Origin of the sequence: Enterobacter pseudoroggenkampii, assembly GCF_026420145.1 — a bacterium.
Taxonomy (GTDB): domain Bacteria; phylum Pseudomonadota; class Gammaproteobacteria; order Enterobacterales; family Enterobacteriaceae; genus Enterobacter; species Enterobacter pseudoroggenkampii.
In genome coordinates this window covers 319,186-339,416 of the sequence record NZ_JAPMLV010000002.1, presented here as the reverse complement: position 1 = coordinate 339,416, position 20,231 = coordinate 319,186, and the positions used below count along the sequence as shown (strand labels likewise).

Annotated in this window: 10 protein-coding genes; all 10 read left to right on the top strand. The window is 54.3% G+C overall.

Annotation, left to right across the window (positions count from 1 at the left end):
• The first annotated feature begins 29 nt into the window (after positions 1 to 29).
• The 10 genes from dpdA (at position 30) to dpdD (ending at position 20,222) form a co-directional block, all read left to right on the top strand.
• Positions 30 to 1,280: a tRNA-guanine transglycosylase DpdA gene (gene dpdA / locus OTG14_RS14800; protein ID WP_248272817.1), complete on the top strand. Its 1,251-nt coding sequence runs from the start codon at positions 30 to 32 to the stop codon at positions 1,278 to 1,280.
• Positions 1,277 to 2,404, top strand: a complete 1,128-nt coding sequence (gene dbpB / locus OTG14_RS14795) for a DGQHR domain-containing protein DpdB (protein ID WP_248272816.1) — start codon at positions 1,277 to 1,279, stop codon at positions 2,402 to 2,404. Before dpdA ends, dbpB begins: the two co-directional genes overlap by 4 nt.
• A 302-nt stretch (positions 2,405 to 2,706) precedes the next feature.
• Positions 2,707 to 5,757, top strand: a complete 3,051-nt coding sequence (dpdE, locus tag OTG14_RS14790) for a protein DpdE (protein ID WP_248272815.1) — start codon at positions 2,707 to 2,709, stop codon at positions 5,755 to 5,757.
• A 12-nt stretch (positions 5,758 to 5,769) separates the two neighbouring features.
• A complete protein-coding gene (gene dpdF, locus OTG14_RS14785) occupies positions 5,770 to 8,220 on the top strand; it encodes a protein DpdF (RefSeq protein WP_267215306.1) in 2,451 nt (816 codons plus the stop codon).
• The gene (gene dpdG, locus OTG14_RS14780) at positions 8,220 to 9,119 is read left to right on the top strand and encodes a protein DpdG (protein WP_267215305.1); all 900 of its coding nucleotides are present in this window, start codon (positions 8,220 to 8,222) and stop codon (positions 9,117 to 9,119) included. Before dpdF ends, dpdG begins: the two co-directional genes overlap by 1 nt.
• Positions 9,120 to 9,121: 2 nt before the next feature.
• Positions 9,122 to 12,274, top strand: coding sequence for a protein DpdH (dpdH, locus tag OTG14_RS14775; RefSeq protein ID WP_342453703.1), 3,153 nt, complete (start codon positions 9,122 to 9,124; stop codon positions 12,272 to 12,274).
• Entirely contained in the window at positions 12,258 to 12,995 is a 738-nt protein-coding gene (dpdI, locus tag OTG14_RS14770; RefSeq protein ID WP_267215303.1) for a protein DpdI, read from the top strand. Before dpdH ends, dpdI begins: the two co-directional genes overlap by 17 nt.
• Positions 12,995 to 17,509 (top strand): protein DpdJ, encoded by a 4,515-nt coding sequence (dpdJ, locus tag OTG14_RS14765; RefSeq protein ID WP_267215302.1) that lies wholly within the window; start codon positions 12,995 to 12,997, stop codon positions 17,507 to 17,509. The genes dpdI and dpdJ overlap by 1 nt, the downstream gene beginning before the upstream one ends.
• Positions 17,506 to 18,051, top strand: a complete 546-nt coding sequence (gene dpdK, locus OTG14_RS14760; RefSeq protein WP_248272808.1) for a phospholipase D-like domain-containing protein DpdK — start codon at positions 17,506 to 17,508, stop codon at positions 18,049 to 18,051. The genes dpdJ and dpdK overlap by 4 nt, the downstream gene beginning before the upstream one ends.
• The gene (gene dpdD / locus OTG14_RS14755; RefSeq protein ID WP_248272807.1) at positions 18,051 to 20,222 is read left to right on the top strand and encodes a protein DpdD; all 2,172 of its coding nucleotides are present in this window, start codon (positions 18,051 to 18,053) and stop codon (positions 20,220 to 20,222) included. The genes dpdK and dpdD overlap by 1 nt, the downstream gene beginning before the upstream one ends.
• Positions 20,223 to 20,231: the final 9 nt, after the last annotated feature.

The window sequence follows — 20,231 nt, the reverse complement described above, 5'->3', positions numbered from 1 at the left end:
GCTTTGCAGTGGCGTCACAGGAGAGTAAGTTGTCGAAGCTTAAATATTTTTTCCCGGATAGTCAGGATTTTATAGATCCTAGTTTCGACTTCTTCCATGAAACGCGAAACGAACATCGCGTTCGTCAGCGTGACGATCATTATCCACATGAGGTATTTTCTCGGCCTTATGACGGCATGCTGGTTTCGAAAGCAGTAGTTGACGGTCTTGGCAGTGGAGAAAGTAAATATACGCGAGCCCAGCGCTTACGCTACTTCCGTAATGGCATGAAGCATTTCTTCCGCTTGCCGGAAAATATGGAAACTATGGGTGATTGCGGAGCCTTCACCTATGTTAACCAAGATGTGCCGCCATACCGAGTGGAAGAGGTCATTGAATTCTACGAAACCTCCCGATTTAACCATGGTGTTTCTCTTGATCATATTGTTTTTGGCTATGAGAAACCTGGTGAGATATTCAGTGGAGAAGTGTTGGCTGAATGTCGTCGACGTCAGGATATCACGCTGACCTTGGCTCAAGAGTTTTTAAACAAGTCTCAAAAGTCCTGCTTCACCGCCTTTGGCGTTGCACATGGATGGAGCAAAACCTCCTACCGTCAGTCAGTAGAGGCTCTGCTGGCCATGGGATACAAAAATATCACCATGGGGGGGATGGTGCCGTTGAAAACGGCGCAGATCCTTGAGACTCTCGAAGAGATTAAACCGCTGCTGAAAAGTGATACACGTGTTCACTTGTTAGGTATTGCTCGTCCAGAGAGTTTCGCCGACTTTATTAAGTTTGGTGTGACCAGTATTGACTCGACCACACCGCTGCAGCAGGCCTTCAAAGATCGGAAAAATAACTACCACACGCCTGATGGCCCAGCCTATACCGCTGTGCGTGTCCCTCAGTTTGATGCGAATCCAAGTTTGAGTCGCAAAATTAAATCTGGTGTGATTGATCAGGATATTGCGCGGCATCTTGAAAAGGATGCCATGAATGCCCTGTTCGAATACGATAAAGGGGCTTTGTCCCTTGAGAAGGCGCTGGAAACGGTACTGGCATATGAACGTCTTCATTCGGGCGAGAAAGAAGCCGAAAAAATCCGTGCTGACTACGAACGTACGCTGGGTGATCGTCCATGGAAGCAATGCAAGTGCAATATCTGCAAGGCAATTGGCATCAACGTCATCATTTTCCGCGGCGCAGAACGCAACCGTCGCCGCGGTTTCCATAATATTCAGGTGTTGTACAACCGTTTACAGCACACATTGTCATTACGCTCAGAGGAACTGTCATGAGTGAATATCGTGTTCCCGCCCTGCGAATCCGACAGGGTGAGGAGAGGCAACTCTATAGCCTTGCGATAGAAGGTAAACAGATCAGCAAAATTGCAGCGATTTCCCGTATTCGTCGCGGCGAAGAGAATTTGGTTGGCTATCAGCGTCCAGAAGTACGTAACCATATTCGCGAAATTCAGCGCTATATTGAGAGCGCAAACCCGATGATACCAAACCCGGTGATTATCGCTTTTGATAAGCGTGTGCGTTTTGAACCACTTACAGAAAATGGCGACATGGGGCATCTGGTAATACCTTTCTCCGAAGATAAGGATTTTGAGAAGCCAGGTTTTATTGTGGATGGTCAACAACGTACCGCTGCTTTGCGGGATGCGGAAATCGACTCGTTTATGATGCCGGTATCTGCATTTATCGCTAATGATGCAGAAGAACAGCGTGAACAGTTCATGCTGGTTAACTCCACAAAACCGTTGCCCAAAACGTTGTTATACGAACTGGCACCGCATACCCACGGTCGTTTGCCATCCGATCTGCAAATGCGTAAGTTTCCTTCACTGCTGACTCAACGACTGAACTTCGGCGAAGGTCCACTTGCAGGGCGCATCAAAACGGCGACCAATCCTGATGGGGTTATTGCTGACAACTCGATGATCAAAATGATCGATGCCAGTCTTCGCGAGGGAGCATTGTATCGCTTCCGTGACCCGGCGACAGGGTTGGGGGATGAAGGGAAAATGGTGAAACTACTGAATAACTTCTGGTCGGCTGTGGAAACTGTCTTTACTGATGACTGGGATAAAAAACCTCGTTATTCCCGCTTGCTACATGGCGTTGGTATTCTTGCGCTTGGCAGCTTGATGGATGAAATCGATCAGGTTCATCAGGACTATAAAGGTGAACCAGGCTGGACTGAGATCCCTTCCTATACTCGTTTTGTCGAAGAGTTAAACCGTATTAAGCCGCTTTGTGCATGGAGTAGTGGCGTGTGGAACTTCGGCACAGATATTGATGGGCAGCCTGTTGTTCGTAAATGGAATGAGCTGCAGAATCTTTCAAAAGATATATCTTTGGTTACTGATTATCTGGTAACCAATTATATTAAAGTAGCTAATGCTGACATTTAAAATTTAAGTTAAATCTAAAGCCTCATATTGTTAAATGGAGGCTTTATTTTTTTAATGAAATAATTTCATGGTGAAACTAGTGGGAATGTAGATAAGGGGTATTTAACTTTTTTTAATTTGACTGTATTAACTGATTGATTTAAATATCTAAATTTTGTGACCGAGATCACCTACCAATTTACGTAGTGGCCCGACCTCTCCCTTCTGCAGATTTGCTTCATTGGCCCATTCGCCGTATATTCATTATAGATTCATTCGTGTTTTGCGAATTACTTTCACTTCCTGACTGTTTAAAAATCATAATGACTACACATACTGTCGCGTTTTCTGAAGGTGACCTGGTAATATCGCCATTATTTGACGGTATTGCTAAAATTGTGAGTATTCTCTCAACTGAGCGTGCCGAGATTGCCTGGTTCTACTCTCCTTTAGAGGAGGAGATTAACCGTCAGGAGGTGGATATCCGCGCACTGACGGCAGCGACGCTCTATGAAGAAAGCACCGTTTATTTTCGCTCTCCTGATAGCGGAATCTGGTGCCGAGGCCGCTATGGCGGGCCCCGACCGAATAATAAGCACTTACTGATTATTCGCTCTGGCGATCACGCGGTCGTTGATCTAGCAGAGATGTACTATCCCAACTATGGGCAGGGGCAGGCGATGAACCCGGCTCATTTTCTGGCGGCCCGTTCAAATGATGCCCCCTATTTCTATCCGCTGAGAGAGCGATTCATTAGCGCCTGGGTTAACCAACGGGCGGCCTGTCGTTCAATGTCTTCTCTTATCAGCAGTCGCGTCGAGATAGAACCGCATCAGATTGCGGTTGTACGACGGATTTTGCAGGATCCGAATCCTAAATACTTGCTGGCTGATGAAGTTGGATTGGGTAAAACCATCGAAGCCGGGTTTGTGATCCGTGAGCACGTGCTGGAGTGCAAACTTGATGCTCGAGTGCTAGTCGTGGTGCCTGGCGCCCTGCACGGGCAGTGGATGCAGGAGTTGATTGACCGTTTTGCGCTGCAGGATGTGATGCGTGGCGGGCGTCATCATCAGATTCGTCTGTGCCAACCTGATGAGATTGACGATCCTGAACTGCTCGACTGGCGCCCAACGCTGGTCGTGATTGATGAAGCGCACCAGTTAGCCGCACTCGCCTGGTCTCACGATGCTGGCGACCGCGCGCAATATCAGGCGATGGCGGTCTTGTGCCATCAGGCGCACATCGCGCTGATTCTGTCCGGGACACCGATGCATGGTAACGAGCGTAACTTCCTGGCGATGCTGCACTGTATCAGTCCGCAGGCATGGCAACTCAACCAGCAGGGCGTCGAGAAATTTATGCAGCGCGTGTCCGAGCGTGAGCGATTAGGCGGGATCTACAGCGCCCTGACGCCAGACACCCCGAACATGATGCTGGAAGAAAGTCTGAATGAATTGAGCGATTTGTTCGCGGATGATGCCCGTTTGCAGGCATTGATCGACACGTTACGCCCGCACGTGGACTTCTTTGCGCCTGATGAAAGCGCAGAACGAACGGAAAGCATTCTGGCGCTACGCTACTGGATCGGGGAGCACTATCGCCTGTTTCATCGCCTGCTGCGCAACCGTCGTGAAGATCCTTCGCTCATCTGCCTGTTCCCAGGGCTGGACGGTCTGGAAAAAGTCACCTGGCCGGTCAGCGCCGAACAGGTCACGCTGGATGAAATCCTTGAAGCCTACCGCGAGGCTTCTCTGCGCAACCCTGAACGTTATCGGCATCTGAATGCCGATATGTTGGCTGACTGGGTGGATGCGCTGTTCCTCAGTCCGTTGACTCTATCTCGCCGCGCTAAAGAGTGCCAGACCATTGGTGCCGGCAGCGACGAGGAATTCCGTTTCCTCGAACAAATTATTGAGGTGGCTCAGCAGGAGCAACGTGCAAAAGATACGGTGTTAATGGCATCCTTAACCCGCTGGTTTGAAACCAATCCAGAAGGTAAGGCGGTAATCTTCTGCAGTGAAAACCCGGAAGCCGCACACCTGTCCACCAAACTGGCGATTCAGGCACCCTGGCAGGTCGTTCGTCATACGCCTGAGGTGCTTTTGCAAACGGAACTGCTGGATGACACCTGGCAGGTACTGATTTGCGATAAACGGGGTGAAGATGGACTGAACCTGCACGGCAAGCGTCGCCTGGCCATTCACTATAGCGTAAGCCGCGACTTCAACCGGTTTGAGCAGCGACTGGGACGTTTTAACCGTTACTGCGGTAACCTTCACGTTAAGCCGGTGAAAAGTCTGGTGCTATTGCCGGAGCGTGAAGGCCTGACTGCCGACTGGTTGACGCTGCTGGATGAGGGGACCGGACTGTTCAAGCGCAGCGTTGCCAGCCTGCAGTTTGTTCTGACGGAACAACTCGATGCCGTCTGGCGAGACTACGCCAACCAGGGGCCTGCGGTATTCCGTGAAAAAATCGCACATCTGGCTGGTGAAGACGGCTTTGTTAATCAGGAACGTAAGCGGGTATTGGCGCAGGAGAACCTGCTGTCGATGGAGCACGAGGTGATTGCGGCTCGTGAGTTCTCCGAGCAACTGGCGGATAAAGAAGAAGATGCCGATGCTCAGGCTGCCGATATGCTGAGGTGGATACGCAATGCGCTGGGCTTCAAGCGTGAGAAATATGAAGAAGGCGGTTTCCGCCTGTGCTTTGAACGCGGACAGAATCAGCGTCAGACGCTGGTCGATGTGAAAACCTTTGTCGACAACTGCCTGATCGGGCTCGATTTTTCGGAAGGATATCCGCCATCGACAGCGATGATGAGCTTGTCGCGTACGGAGGCGAGCAGCCACAAGCTGGTGTATCCATTACGCTATGGTCAGCCCTTCGTGGAAACGGTCTGGCAGCTCATGCAGGCCGATCCGCGGGGCGCCACGATGGCGCTGCTGCGGGTGTTGACCTCTCTCCCTCTAAAGCAGCCGCGCACCTATTTTCATTTCCAGTGGTTAACCGAAGCGCAGCACGACGGTGAGGATTCTCTGACGGCGCAGCGCAGTGGCGATGAGCGCTTCAGCCCGGTGGTGAATCAATTCTGGCTGGATGACAGCGGGAACCGCGCGGAACCACAGATTGTCGTTTCCCTGCTGGATAAGCCATACGATGAGGACGGCAACGTGTTGTTCCAGGATATCAACCTGCGTGAAGAGGTGTGGACGCAAATGCCGGACTGGTTTGAACCGTTCAACTGGAAGGCTACCGTCCTTGCCGTGAAAGAGCAGGCCTACCAACAACTGCAGCAATCCTACGGCGAACAATCCGTGCGCCATCAGTTGCTGGCCGTGAAAGCGATAGTGCTTTGTACCCGGGACATGTTGTAAACGGACGCATAAATGGATACTCAGTGGCTACAACTCCGTGCGGTGCTGAACGGCGAGCACGATGAAAAAGACGGGATTAGCGGGCAATTTTTTACCCGCCTCCTGTACTGTCTGGACGATGATCAGGCTGGAGAGAGCGACCGCCTGCATGCGTTCTATGATGCTTTGCAGTGCGCTCGGGTGCACGGTCTGGTTCCGTTAATGCTTCCGTATCGGCATCTAACGGAAAATGCCGCACTGAGCCGTTTTGGTCTGTACCGGCATCGGGATTATCCCGGCGAACTCCTGCTGGAGCGTGGTGCTGAAGCGCTGGATGCGAATTTGCTTGCGGTATGGCAGGGAGAAAAGCGCCGTTTTCTTGAGTCTCCTCCCCTGGATACGATTCTCCCCGCTGTACTCAATGATCCGCGTTACACGCACTACACCTCCGTCGGGCAGCAGCAGGCGGTGCGTACGGTACTGACCAGCCCGCAGGATAAGACGCTGTTGGTGAATCTGCCTACTGGGGCGGGGAAAACCTTTGTTATTCATGCCCAGATGCTGACATCACCCCGCCGGCACCTGACGCTGGTGATTGTCCCTACCGTGGCGTTGGCGATTGAACAAGCGCTGCGTGCGAAAGAGGTGATGCAGCGGGCAGGCGAGGATCACGGCGGGAGTTACGTCTGGCATAGTGGGCTTGGCCCCGAGGCGCGCAGTGAGATGAAGGCGCGACTGGCTGCGGGCGAGCAGCGGGTGCTGTTTTGCTCCCCAGAGGCGGCAACCGGTGGGCTGCTGCTGCAACTCTTTTCACTGGCCCAGCGCGGCCTGCTTGGCGCGGTGATGGTGGACGAAGCGCACCTGATCGATCAGTGGGGGGCGGAATTCCGCCCAGAGTTTCAGTTGCTGGCACCGCTGGTGAAATCGCTGATGGCGACCTCACCGGATCCCATCAAAGTGGTTCTGCTGTCCGCGACCTTCAGCCAAAGTACGCAGGATACGTTAAAAGCGCTGTTTGCGAGTTCACGTGCGGACGCCGTTATTGATATTAACGGTAGTTTTTTGCGCCCGGAGCCCGCCTGGTTTGTCAGCGAAGCCGCTCACTATGACGATTATCTGGTTCAGGTGGAAGCAGCCATCGCTCGTCTGCCGGCGCCGATGATTATTTACACCACTGAAGTGGAGCAGGCGAAGTTCTGGCATCAGTACCTGCGTGAACGTGGCTACCGCCGCTGCGGTTTGTTCCATGGCGCCACCCCAATGCATGAACGCGAAGGACTGATTCATGCCTGGCGTGACGATGCGCTGGATATCATGATCGCCACGTCGGCCTTCGGCGTAGGGATGGACAAAAGCAATGTCCGCACGGTGCTGCATGTGGCGGTGCCGGAAAACCTCGATCGCCTCTATCAGGAAAGCGGTCGTGGCGGGCGTGACGGCAACGCTTCGGTTGCCCAGATTATTTTCTACCATCAGCAGTTGCGGGTGGCGCGCACCTTAAACCGCACCAAATTGATTGGCGCTGGTAAGGGCTTCTTGCGCTGGTCGAAAATGCACCAGCATCGTAAACAACATCGGCCAGGCTTCTTTACCGTGCCGTTACGGGCTAAGCACCACGATATCCGTATGGATTCACAGGGTAACGTCGACTGGAACCTGCGTACCCTGCTATTGATGCAGCGAGCCGGGTTTATCGATATCGCCTACCCCGCGCCGGATTTAAGCACTATCAGCGCGGACGAGCGCGATGATGAGAAGGTGCAGGCCTGGTTCGACGACTATTTCAGCCATATTCAGGTTTCTGTTCGCCGTGACGGGCATCTCGATGAAACGCAGTGGCAAGCCGGCATTCAGGCGCATCGTGCACATGAACTCTCCATGCGCCAGCGCGGCTTTAGCGTGCTGAGCGAATGGTTAAACAATTTGTCTAACCCGCTGTGCCAGCAGTTAGCCGAGTTTTATACCCTTGACGGCTACGTACCCGAGCAGGCGTGTGGCGGGTGCCCTGCCTGCCGTGAGCAGGGGCGGCCGCCGTTTACTCCTACTCTTGGGCGAATCGCTCATGTTATCGGCAATGTTTCACATGCGTCAGTGGGATACGATCGGCGCGTGCGCTACCAGACCACTCTGACCAGCCGACTGCTGCTGCGTCAGTGGACAGACTGGGTCGCGCGCCTGCTGGCCGGTCAACAGGTTCAGGCGATCCGGGCAAGTCAGAGTACGTTGAGCCTGTTGAGCGCGGTGCTGCCCGCCGGGCTACCGTTCTGGTGCTCGCTGGCGCCTGATGAAGAGAACAACCGCTGGCATGAACTGGTGTTGGTTCTTCCTGGGGAAGCCCTGCCTGAGCTGGATATTTTTGCCAGCATCAACCGAATTATCGTCGCCCCTGAACAGTTGCAGGAGCCGGGCTATCGTGGTCGCCGATGGTGGGAAGTCGATCAGGGCGCCGTGACGTTAGAACAATTTCAAAGGAGCATTTTCTAGTGGCAATCACAAACAACGCCGCCGCAGGAAGCCAGATTCGTCTGCTGTGTATGATCGATCGTGTGCTGAACAGACGGATGGGGGAGCCGATTTCTAAGACGGCATTGGTCGACCTGCTCAGGCCAGAGATGCTGCCTGGGTCTACCGGAGCGAGTAAAAGGCTGCCTGTTGAAATTTCGTTCTGGGCTAAAGAGGGGCTGTGGAAGGTGGAAGAGGCCGGCCTTAGCCAGCAGTCGCCGCTGTGCAGCGAACGCGATCTGCCGAGCCGTGTGCTGCGCACCCTGATCAACACCGAAAAGACGGTCCCGCTGCTGACGGGGACCCGCGGCCAACCGTTTTTAATGAGCGTGACCTCGGTGCTGGCGCAGGATAAATATACCCTGCGCGGCAATGGACTACTGACCAAAGATGCCGTGCCAACGGCGGTCGGGCCGATGATTAACGATAAAATGGCTGGCGTGGGGCGACGTAATCTTAACACCAGTAACGAAGCGGAACCGTTCCTTGATTACGCCTACTTCCTCGGTTTTACCGAGCCGTATCTGGATGGCTGGGTGATGGACCCTACGCGTGCGATTGAAGGGGTGCTGGATAACCTGCAACTGGCCCCGGCCACGCCAATTCAACAGTTCCTTGATCGGCTGGCGGAGCAATTACCGATGCTGGACCGAGGAAAATACCGTGAGCTCGTTGAACCGCTGATTATCGCCGAAAACTGGCAGTCGCTGGAGGGGCGTATCATCAGCGCATCGCTGAGTCAGGCGTTACTGCGCCTTGAACTGACCATGCAGTTAACGTTCAACACCCTATCTGATGATCCTGATGACTGGATACTGCAGGACACGGACGGCTCTCAGCGTCGTATCAGTACCGTTAGCCTCGGGGAGGCACGAAAATGAAGATGATGGAATACTGGCCTTCCTCGCAAAATATTATCGATTGTATCCGCACCGAGGCGGAAGAGTTGGCGGAACATACGCTGCTGGCCGTGCACCAACCGGTTCGCCTGCTGCGCATGGATAAAGACGGCAACAGGCAAGGGTACGGTAAGGAAGAGGATCTACTAAACCATTTCCTCGCCACCCCGCGTCCTATCCCTATTGTGGGCAAGGCCGGCGTCGGCAAATCGCATATCATTCGCTGGCTCGATGCCAAGCTGCGCCTGCGCCCGGAATATAAAAATAACCAATGGCATATCGTGCGTATTCCCAAAAGCGCCAGCCTGCGCGAAGTACTGACGCTGATGCTCAAAGGGCTGGAAGGGCAGATTTTTGATGAAGCCCGGGAAGACATCAACAAAGTGTCAGAAAAGCGTACGCCTCGCGAGATTGCCGAGTGGCTGTTGATGCTGATGGGCCAGGAGTTGCGTAACCTCCATGAGCGCAACAAGCTGGATATGGAAGCGCTCAAAAAACGGATGCAAGGTTGTTCGCCTGAGCAGCAGCATATGATGAAGCCGGAAGCGATCCGCCTGCAAAAAATCAACGTGCATGCGGAAGATAAAGCGCTGGCGACGCTGATCAACGACACCTATTTCAAACAGTTTTTGCTAAAAGACGAGCACTGCCTTTTCCGTCTGGCCAGCCGCCTGACCAATGGTGCAAACAGCAACGATCTGGACGAAGGGGAGCAGCAGCTTCAGGCCAGCGATCTGGACTTCAGCTTTAACATCAATGACCTCAGCTTACCGGCGCGTCAGTACATCCAGAAAAGCCGCCTCAACACCCATGAGGATGGGCGTAAAGATGCTTCGGAGATCCTGAATCTGGTACTGGGAAAAGCGACACAGGCGCTGTTCAACCAACTCTTCAACTTCCGGGGACGCAGCTTTTCCGATCTGTTCACCCAAATCCGTGAAGCGCTGCATGAAAAGCAGATGACGCTGATGGTGTTGGTTGAGGACATGTCGCTGATCACGGCCATTGAAGATGTGCTGATCGACAGCCTTGAGAGGGAAGGTATCCGTGACGGTAAAGCGGTGCTCTGCCCGGTGTGCTCCGCGATTGCGGTCACCGATGGTTATCAGGGCTATGCTCGTCGTCGTCAGGGGATGCTGGACCGCGCGAAAGGCGAGTGGGTGATTGAAGAAGTGGGGGGCGGTCGCGAAGAGACCCGGCAGCGTATCGTCGATTTTTGCGGCCGCTATATCAACGCCGCCCGTTTTGGCAGCGAGGCCTTACTGCAGCGTTGGGAAAGTACCGAGGATAAATCGCACTGGCCGCCAGACTGGGAAGCAACCGCTGATGGCGATGAAATGGTTGAAGTTTTTGGCCGCAGTAGCCAGGGGTTCTCGCTGTTTCCCTTCAATGCTCGCGCGATTCACGCGCTGGCGGAAAGCTTCTGCCGCGACGATCGCAATGAGTTGAAATTCAATCCCCGTCAGATCATTAACCAGTTGCTGCTGCGGGTGCTGCAGCATTGCCGTCGTGACGCCGAAGAGGAGCACTTCCCGCCGGCACGTCTGGCCGATATTGCAGCTCCGGCGGGACTGCGTAGTTGGCTGTTCCGTCAGGGGTTGGTGGACGTTGAACGCGCGGAGTCCGTGGTAGCGCTGTGGGGATATCCGGCGAATTCCGGATCGACCCTGAGCAGCGCGCTGCCGCCTGATGTCGCCCGTACTTTTGATTTCGCTGATCTGGCTCAGGTGTTGGAAAACACCAAGAGTGAGCCCGTTGGGGAAACTCCGTCTGAACCACCAAGCATCCATAGCCAAGAAGTTAAAGAAGACGTTAAGAAAAAGAAAGTCGTCAACGAGAAGCCGACCCCCGCGCCACAAGCGGTGCCCGAGGATAAAGACACGCTGGCGATCAGAGAACTGGATGCCGCCGTGGGCGACTGGATGCTCAAAGGGGTCAAGCTGGATCGCGATTCTGCGCGCTTTATCCGCGCAGCTTTAGCTTATTTCTTTGAAAAGCGGGTCGTTTTTTCCTGGGCGGGGACAAGTACACGACCAACGCTGTATGCCGGTAATACGGGGTTTGTGAATATTGAACTGCCTGAAGCACAGGGTAACCGTGGCGTACACGTTGTGAAATTTATTCCACAATCGGAATACGAAAAGCGTTCCGTGATCCTGACGGATGCCGCAATGGCGCTGGCCCGCTTTGGCTACTATCGGGAAACGAAGGGAAAAACCGAAGATTGGAGCTATCCGCAGGGTAAAGAGGACTATCTGGTTATCCAGAGCTTCTGCGATCGCTGGGTTAGCTATGCGCTGGCGGAGTTGGTTAAACATAAGCGCAACGATCTGCCGCTGCTGCTGGGCGAACACCTTAAGCTCGCTCGCTCGCTGGGCATGAAAACCAGCGGTGGGGTGACTGAGATGCTGGGGCGACTGCTGCAAAAAAGCGCCGCGCTGAAAAAACAGTTCCGCACCGGCCTGACGCCATCGATTATCGAACTCCGTAAGGACGCCCTCGCGCGCTGGGATGAAGCTCAGGCTAACTGGTTGTCGCTGGTGGCGCTAAACGATCATGCGCTGGAAGGCGATGTGTTGCACACCGCACTGCAAACGGCGATGAAAGCGAAACCGGACGGCAGCCTGGCGTCGGTTGTGAAAAAATCACTGTCTGAAATTCGTTCGGAGGTGGGCGCGGCCGAGCTATTCGCGGACTGTAAAAATGCGGATGATTTTGCTGACCTCATCAGCGGTATGACCCAGCAAGTGAAGTCGCTGGCGGACAGCGGTGACTATCCCGCTGATATGACGCCTGACAGCCTCACTCTGATGGAATCTCTTACCGGGCTCACCGAAGGCGGCGTATGGCTGACCATTACTAAATTGCGAGGCATTACGCAATCGGAAGATACGCAACGTCAATGGCAGTCACTTTGTGAACTGGACGGTGCCTTAATTACCCGGCTAATGATCGCGATGCAGTACTGGCAACTGATGTATAAACGGGTATCTGGCGCGATCGCCGCCTACAACAATAGCCACGGCGGGCACCGGATTAACGAATGTCGGGCTCAGATTGACACCACGCTGCAGGAACTCGATCTGGTTCTGGAGGAGTTGCAGCAGGCCGCAGGGAAACATGATGACAACGCTTAAGACACAGCTTGCCGGATTACGGGAGCAGTACCAGTTAAAAGAGCAGCTGCAATCCATGCAGGATGTCTACGAACAGTACCGGACGATCCGCGATAGGTTGCTGGATGTCGCCGAGCCGCTGCAAAAAGCCTGCGCTCAGCTGAAGGTACTGAAAACACTGCCAGAATTGCAGGAGCAGCTCGATTTCCAGGAAAATGCCGCCGCATTTTTTGGTGTGCGGGCTGAACTGCAGGCCTTGACCGCAAGCTTCAAAGACAGCGGAGAGCGCATCGAACAGAACGGTCTGGGCGAACTGCTGGTCCGCCTGTCGGGCGTGCATGATCGTATCAGCGAGAAAGTCGTGCAGGCCTGGGCGGCGTTTGTGGCAGAACTGGAAGCGCGCGCGGTGCTCGCGCCCGTCTTTCTTGAGCAGCAGAAAACGCTCGGCAACACCATGGCGTACACCAGCTACCGTAACGCCCTTGATAACTTTAATCGCCAGAAGACCAGCGCGCCGGATAGCCAGGCGGTTGTCAAAAAGCTACAGGGGTACTGCGACGAGATGGTTGAACTGAAAAAGGGGATGGAATTCAACGCTCCTGATGATGTTCTGCGATTCTTCGATGCTCTCGATAAACAACATCAGGCCTCACTGGCGCTGCTGACGCCAGAGGTGCTGTCCTGGCTAAAAGAAAAAGCGCTGCTCCAGTCCTTCAACGTTACCCGTAAGAGAATGATGTGATGGCGGAAGTCGAACTATCTCTACTGCATCGCGTGCTGGATGCGCTGGAAGAGCAGGAAAATGTGCTGCTGGTATGGGGTGATACCGGCGGTTTTTTTAATCTCGAGGAACTGCTGGAGATTATTGCTCGGATAGCGCCTGATGACGATCCTGAAGAGGTGCTGGAGGGGTTGCTGGATACCGGGATGCTAATCCAGGTGCCCCATATTAGTGGTCGGCCGGTCTGGCGCACCCGCATGGGGGAAACGGTACATCTGCTGCGTAACCTACGTCAGTGGATGCCCAATAAGTCGCTGGAAGAGAGTAAAACGCTGGTCTCTGATTATCGCTTTATTCGCCGTCCGCGTAGCTATCCGCAGCGCGTTGCTGAACCGGAAGCATTGATCGCTGACTGGAAGATGCGGCTGAAACTGAGCCCGAGTATGTGCGAGATCATGCGGCAGGCGCTGGCATCCGCGAAGCCGTTTCGGCTGGCGAAGTTCCAAGCACGCTCAACTGAGCGCATCATCCAGCACTGGCGCATGCATCAGGGCAACAGCAAAACCGCCAGTGCGACCATCGTCTGTGCCGGTACGGGGAGTGGTAAAACCCTGTCGTTCTATCTTCCTGCACTCACCAGCCTTGCGGATGAGATCTGCCGTAATTCTGCGCGCAAGGTGCGTATTCTGGCGATCTACCCGCGCACAGAGTTGCTTAAAGATCAGTTCGCTGAGACGTTTGCCCAGTGCCGTAAGCTGGATGGATACATGCAGGCCAATGCGGGGCGCAAAATCCGTATTGCCGCATTCTTCGGCGATACGCCAGTAAAGGCGGAGTGGAGTAGAAAAGACGTCAAAGGCAAATCAGGCCTGCCCTTCGGGCTGATGAAATGCCAGCAGCCCCATCCGCAAGACCCGCAGCAGCAATGCGGTGGCACACTGGAATGGCGACGCGATGATATCTTCTCTCTTCATGAAGTGCTGACCTGTACCCAGTGCCATCATCAACTGGATGACAGCGAGATCCTGCTCACTCGCAGTACCCAACAGGCCAAAGGCAACGGGCCAGATATTCTGTTTACCACCACGGAAATGCTCAACCTTCAGATGAACTCCGACTGGAGCAACCATCTGTTTGGCGTGGGGGAAGGTCAAGGGCCGACGCTAGTCCTGCTGGATGAAGTTCATACCTACAGCGGTACGACCGGAGCGCAAACGGCGCTTTTGTTGCGCCGCTGGATGCAGCGTACGGACTGCCTGCCGCACTTCGTGGGGCTATCCGCTACCCTGGCGGATGCTCAGCATTTCTTCGCGAATCTGGTGGGGGCTCCCGAAGAAGAGGTGGCCCTTATTGAACCCGAACCGGATGACATGATCGAAGAGGGGGCCGAGTACCTGCTGGCGCTGCGCGGTGATCCGGTATCTGAGACGGCGTTACTGTCTACCACCATTCAGGCCACGATGCTGATGTCCCGCATGCTGGACTGCGATGCGGATAAATCCAGAGGTACGTGGGGCACGAAAACCTTTATTTTTACCGATACCCTCGACGGTAATAACCGCCTCTATCACGACCTCAGCGATGCGGAAGGCTGGGAAACGACGATCCCTCCACGTATCGATCACGCCCCGCTGGCGGCGCTGCGTAACCCGTACGATTTCAGAAGCGATGAACGTACAAAGATCGAACTGGGCCAGAACTGGAAAGCGGCGATGGATATCGGCCATGATCTCTCTCAGAACAAGGTGATTTCACGCACGTCAAGCCAGGATGCCGGGGTCAATGCGCAGGCGGATGTCGTGGTTGCCACTTCATCGCTGGAAGTGGGGTATAACGATCCTCTGGTCGGTGCCGTTTTGCAGCATAAGGCGCCGAACGATGTAGCCTCTTATCTGCAGCGTAAAGGGCGTGCCGGTCGCCCTCGCGGTATGCGTCCGTGGATGCTGGTGGTGCTATCTGAATTTGGCCGCGACCGGGTCGCATTCCAGCGCTACGAAGGGTTGATGAACCCTGAGATCAAACGCCAGGGGCTGCCGCTGGGTAACCAACATGTACAGAAGATGCAGGCAGCGATGGCGACGCTCGACTGGATTAGCAAGACCGGGTCATTCAAGGATGTCTGCGGCATGCTCAGGAAACCGGAGCGCGATTCGCAGAAATTTAAACGTTATTACACCCCGCTGATTACCCTGATTGAAGAGGTGCTAAAGGGGGGCAGAAAGCAGAATGAACTGATTCGCTATCTACAGGATGCGCTGCAACTGCCCGAAAATGCCATTCAGAGCATTCTCTGGAGCCCGCCGCGTTCGATTATGCTGGAGTTTCTACCAACCATTTTACGCAACCTGAAGTCACACTGGGCGGTGAATGGCGTTGAGTGGGCGGCCCTGCGCGCACCACAGGCTGATGACGACGGTGAGCAGTATAAAACGACCTCTCCCGCACCGGAATTTATTCCGCAAAACCTGTTTAGTGAACTGAATCTGCCGGAATTGGATATTCGTCTGATGCGCGGCCGCGATAATGTAGAACAGTGGGAAACGCTCTCTTTCTGGCAAGGAATGCGAGAGTTTGCCCCAGGACGACTGTCAAAGCGGTATGCGATTAGATCAAACAGCAGTACCGACTGGCTGGTACCTGAAACCTACGTGCCGGTGGCGACCGATGGCCGTCAGTACGTTGATTTTCCGGTAGCGGAGGCATTTGGCGACAGCTATCAGGAAGAGTGTACGGTGGAACACCATGGAAAGATGATCACGATCATTAAACCCATGAAGGTGCTGACGACACGTGCGGATATCCGCAAACTGACGGATAAAAGTAACGCTCAGTTGCAGTGGGCGTTGAGCTTAATCAACCCCCATGTTGCCCATCCGGATGGGGTACCAAAAGGTGCCTGGAAAGGCACGCTCTCTGACGTTACCTTTTTCAACCATCAGCATATGACTCCGCTGGAGCTCGTGCGTTTTTCAACGGCATCGCAGGCATCGATACGCTTCCAGAATCGTGATCGGGCCCACGTTGAATTTAGCTGGGTGAAAGAGGGGGAAAAGGTCGGAGTAGGCAGTCGACAGTGGGTCGACGCCATGCGCCTGCGTTTTCGCCTCCCGAATGAAAATGTCCTGAGCTTGCTACAGCAAGACGATATTCTGCGTGGCCTGCGGCCGGTTTATTTCCAGCATACAGTCAGACAATTTCCGGAATTTGAGTTCGACAGTTTTAAAGCTGATTGGGTGATTGAATGCTTTATGACGCTGTTGGCCGAAACGCTGGCGGCGGGAAGCAGTGCCTCCGTTGTCTCAGCGCTGCGAGTCATGGGGACAGCGCAAGGGATGGAGAGGCTCGTTGATATTCCTGCGAGCCTGTTCCAGCCTGATGCCAACAACGCCAACGGTGGCGATCAGGCGCTGCAGCTTAACTTACGTGAACTGCTGATTCGTCCGGAGATCCAACAGTTGCTGCTCGATTGCGCCGATGCGCTATGGAAGCCGGTAGACGAGCTTGAGGGCTTTGTTGACTGGGCGCGCCAGGTGCTGGCGGATACTCTGGCAGCTGGTGTCCAACAGACGTTGAGCACACACCTTCCGGACGTTGATGAACGCGCGGTGGTGACCGATTCCCTCTGGTCGAAAGATTCTCGAACCGGGGAAGAAATACTGGAAATCTGGCTCTGTGAAATTGAATCAGGTGGCAGTGGGATCCTGATCAGGCTGCAGCAAAAATGGGCGGAAGATCCCGTCACCTTCCTGAATGTATTGGTGCGAAATCTTTCTGCCAGTGACTATGAGCAGATCGATTATGACCTGCGCATGGTGCTGGCGCTGCTTCAAACCGATGAGACGTTGCGCCAGGCCGTAAGGGACGTGCGCGAGGCCAGTAATATGGACGCGCGTCGAGAGGCGAATAAAAATCTGCATCTGCAGCTTTCACGCCGCGGTTTTCGCCTGTCCCATAGCTTCACTACGGTACTGTATTCGCGTCTGCTGCGAGCTGGCAGCGGGGATGACACTGATGACCAGCTTCACCAGCTGCTGACGGAGTGGACCTCGCTTGAGGCGCTGTCTGGCGTTGAGTTTACGCTGAATACGATGGCGCACGCGCTGGCCGTTAAGGCCCGAGGGGCGGATTCAGAAGCGGCGGTTATCTTTGGCTTGCAGTGCCGGAATCAGAATTTACTATGGCCGCGTGGGTACACGATTCGTCAGGCTGAGCTTGGTTTCTATAATATGTTCTGCTCGCGTGCCGTGGTGACTGAACGCCTGTTGGCGGGGGCGCTGTTCAGCGAGCGCATTGAAAAACTGTCTCTCGTTCGGCCCGACTGGTTAGCATTGTTACATGTCGCGCTGCGTAAAAACGGGCGTGCAGAGCTGATTCTGCCTCGAGAGCAGCTTAGCCAGCTCCATCAAGTGATAACGACGGTGCAGCTTGAAGCCGTTGATCATCTGGGCCTTTTGCTGTATCCGCGCTTGGGTGAGGTCCGACGTGAGCAGGATCAGTTGATATTACGTATTGAACTCGCGGAGATGGTGCAATGACAACGAAAGCCAACCAGCGCCAGATTTTCCTCCACGGCGCGACCGGGCAGCGAGTCCTTAGAGAGGTGCTGAGCGCGCAGCTGGTGGGATTGATTCTGCAGCCTGAACCTATCTGGCTGGTATCTCCCTGGGTAAGCAACTTTATGCTATTGGATAATCGCGCCGGAAGCTGGGACAGCATTGAGCCGGCCTGGGGAGGGCGCGAGGTCGACTTTATAGAGTTGCTGGCCAGCGCCATCAACAACGGGGCGCAACTGTCGTTGGTGACGCGCGATTTACCGCAAAACCGCAGCTTTATGAAAGGGCTGGAGAATCGGCTCAATAGCCATGCGGAATACCGTCTGGAAATACGCGATCAACTGCATACCAAAGGGTTGTTAACGTCGCATTTCTTCCTGAAGGGCTCCATGAATTTTACGTGGAGCGGTGTCAATCGAAACGAAGAGTATGTCGAACTGAGCTGCGATCCGCATATGATCGGCGAGGCGATAACGGCATTCGAAAGTCAGTACCATTTTAGTGGATCACAGGAAGCGTTCTGATGCAGGCAGATTGGCTGGAAAAATTTTATGCTGACGATACATATCTGGATTTCGGTAAGGCGATGCGCGGGGAGTACAACACGCCGCAAATCAATACGCTAATCCAAAAGGCCAACGCGCAGCAGATGCCCTGCATCATTCCTTCAGCCCGCAAAGGGCGGACGGTATTTTATGGCCTGGCGCAAAACGGGCGCAGTCTTGAGGAATTGCGGCGGGTGCTGACGGCAGCGTTGGGCTCTGCGGATACGAGTGCGGATATCAAAATGCTCTATCACCCAACCGAGCCAGGGGAGCAATTGCTGCTTGAGCGATCTCCTAATGGGATCCTGTCTTTCCATTTTTTACAGGTTGCCGTGACAACGGCAGAAGAGGCCGCGAAGTTGCGGGGAGAGCGGACGAAAAGAGTTTATGCCATGCTGGAAACGGTCATGGAACTCTTCCGTCAACGACCGGTGCTGAATACGCTGATTAGCCGACAGACAGGGCGTATCCTGCGTGACTTTTACACTGCCTGTCATGCCCATGATGGAAAAGCCGCTGAGCTTTACCTGCAGGAGCTTCGGGGAAATCAGGCACTGTCGCCTCTGAACCTGCTGTTTCTCGAACTCCAGGGGATGGCTGCCTCGGCGAAATGGGAAGCGATACTGACCTTCCCCCGCCTGGACGTGCTGCTTCAGGGGCGAGTGCCTGAACGTATTCAGCGCCTGCTTTTGCGTTCGACCGGGCATTACATGATGAATGCCATTCAGAAGGCGAACTTCCCGGAGGATTTAAGGGATGGTGCCCGCCGACTGGCGCTTGATATGCTGCCGCTGTACAAAACAAAGCCAGGGTTTGCCCATCACGACAACTTCCTCCCGGATTGGCAGCTTTGGGCGATGGGGGCGGCACTGCTGGGCATTAATGGGTGGCAAACGGCTAGCCCTGTCCTGCAGCAGGGTTGGATTCAACAGGTTGAGGATTGGGCCAATGATGTCAGCGCGCTGCCAGTTGTTGCGCAGGATGCCGAACAGAAACTGATCCAGGCCCCGGTAGTGACGTTGTTGAGCGTTGACGATGCGATAGCCTTATTAGCCGAAGCCTTCATCGCGGACGTGGAGCGCGAGAGCGAAATTTTTGCTCAAATGAGCGCTATGCCAGAGGTCACGCAACAGGCGTTGCGGGCAACGCCGAAGTACTGGGACGCCTGGCTGGGGCTAAAGAAACGCTGTGAACCACAGGGTTATGGCTGGCATCATTGGCTGCTTGACGTTCAGCAGGCGACGGACAGCCAGCAGTATGAATCATTACGTCAGCAGTTGACGATACAGTATATGGACTGGCTCCCTGCGACCTTTGATGAGCAGCAGTGGATGCAACTGCTGGGCCAACAACCGACTGGCATGCTGGGTCAGGCGCTGCGTGACGGTTTACCTAACGTGCTGCAATGGCTTAATGAGTATGGCGTCAGCGTTTCCTCCTCTTTATGGTCAGAATGGCTGACGCTGCTTGCGCTGGAAGGTGTTAGTTCCGTTGAGGATGTCCGACTTGGCGGTATGATCCTTGATACGCTGCTTTCCGGTAGCTTCAGTCACAAGGAGTATCTTGACGCGCTTGACGCTATCGAGGAGCTGTGCGGGAAGAATGAATCATCACGTACGGTGGAGTACGCGCTTGATATTGCTGAGGTTCTGTATGATCGGGTGAGTGGCGATGATGCTCGCCGGTTACGCTACTGGGTGGGCGTTCAGGAGATGCTGGTGCGTCGTTGGGAAAGGCTTGACAACAGCATGCAGCTTTTGGCTCGCATGGTGGAACGACTCTACCTGGGTAATGACGCCGGCAACACCTTCCCGACGGAAATCACGCCAGCGGGGGTAGCCTCTCCGTTACATCGCGATCTCAGCGGGAAAAAACTGGTGATTTATAGCCTGACGGAAACCGCCGCCCGACGCGGTAGAGAGGCGCTGATGAAGTTGTATCCGGGGCTGTCTATTGAACTTAATGCTGATCATGTGGCCACGGATGCGCTGATCAATGTTGCGAGAAAAGCTGACTACTTTATCTTCACCAGCGGTAGCTCAAAACATCAGGCGTTTTATACGGTAACCAGTTGCCGCGAGGATATTATTTATCCGGCAGGCAAGGGAGCCTCAAGCATGGTTGCTGCCTTTATTCGAGAACTGGTCTGATTTAGCAAG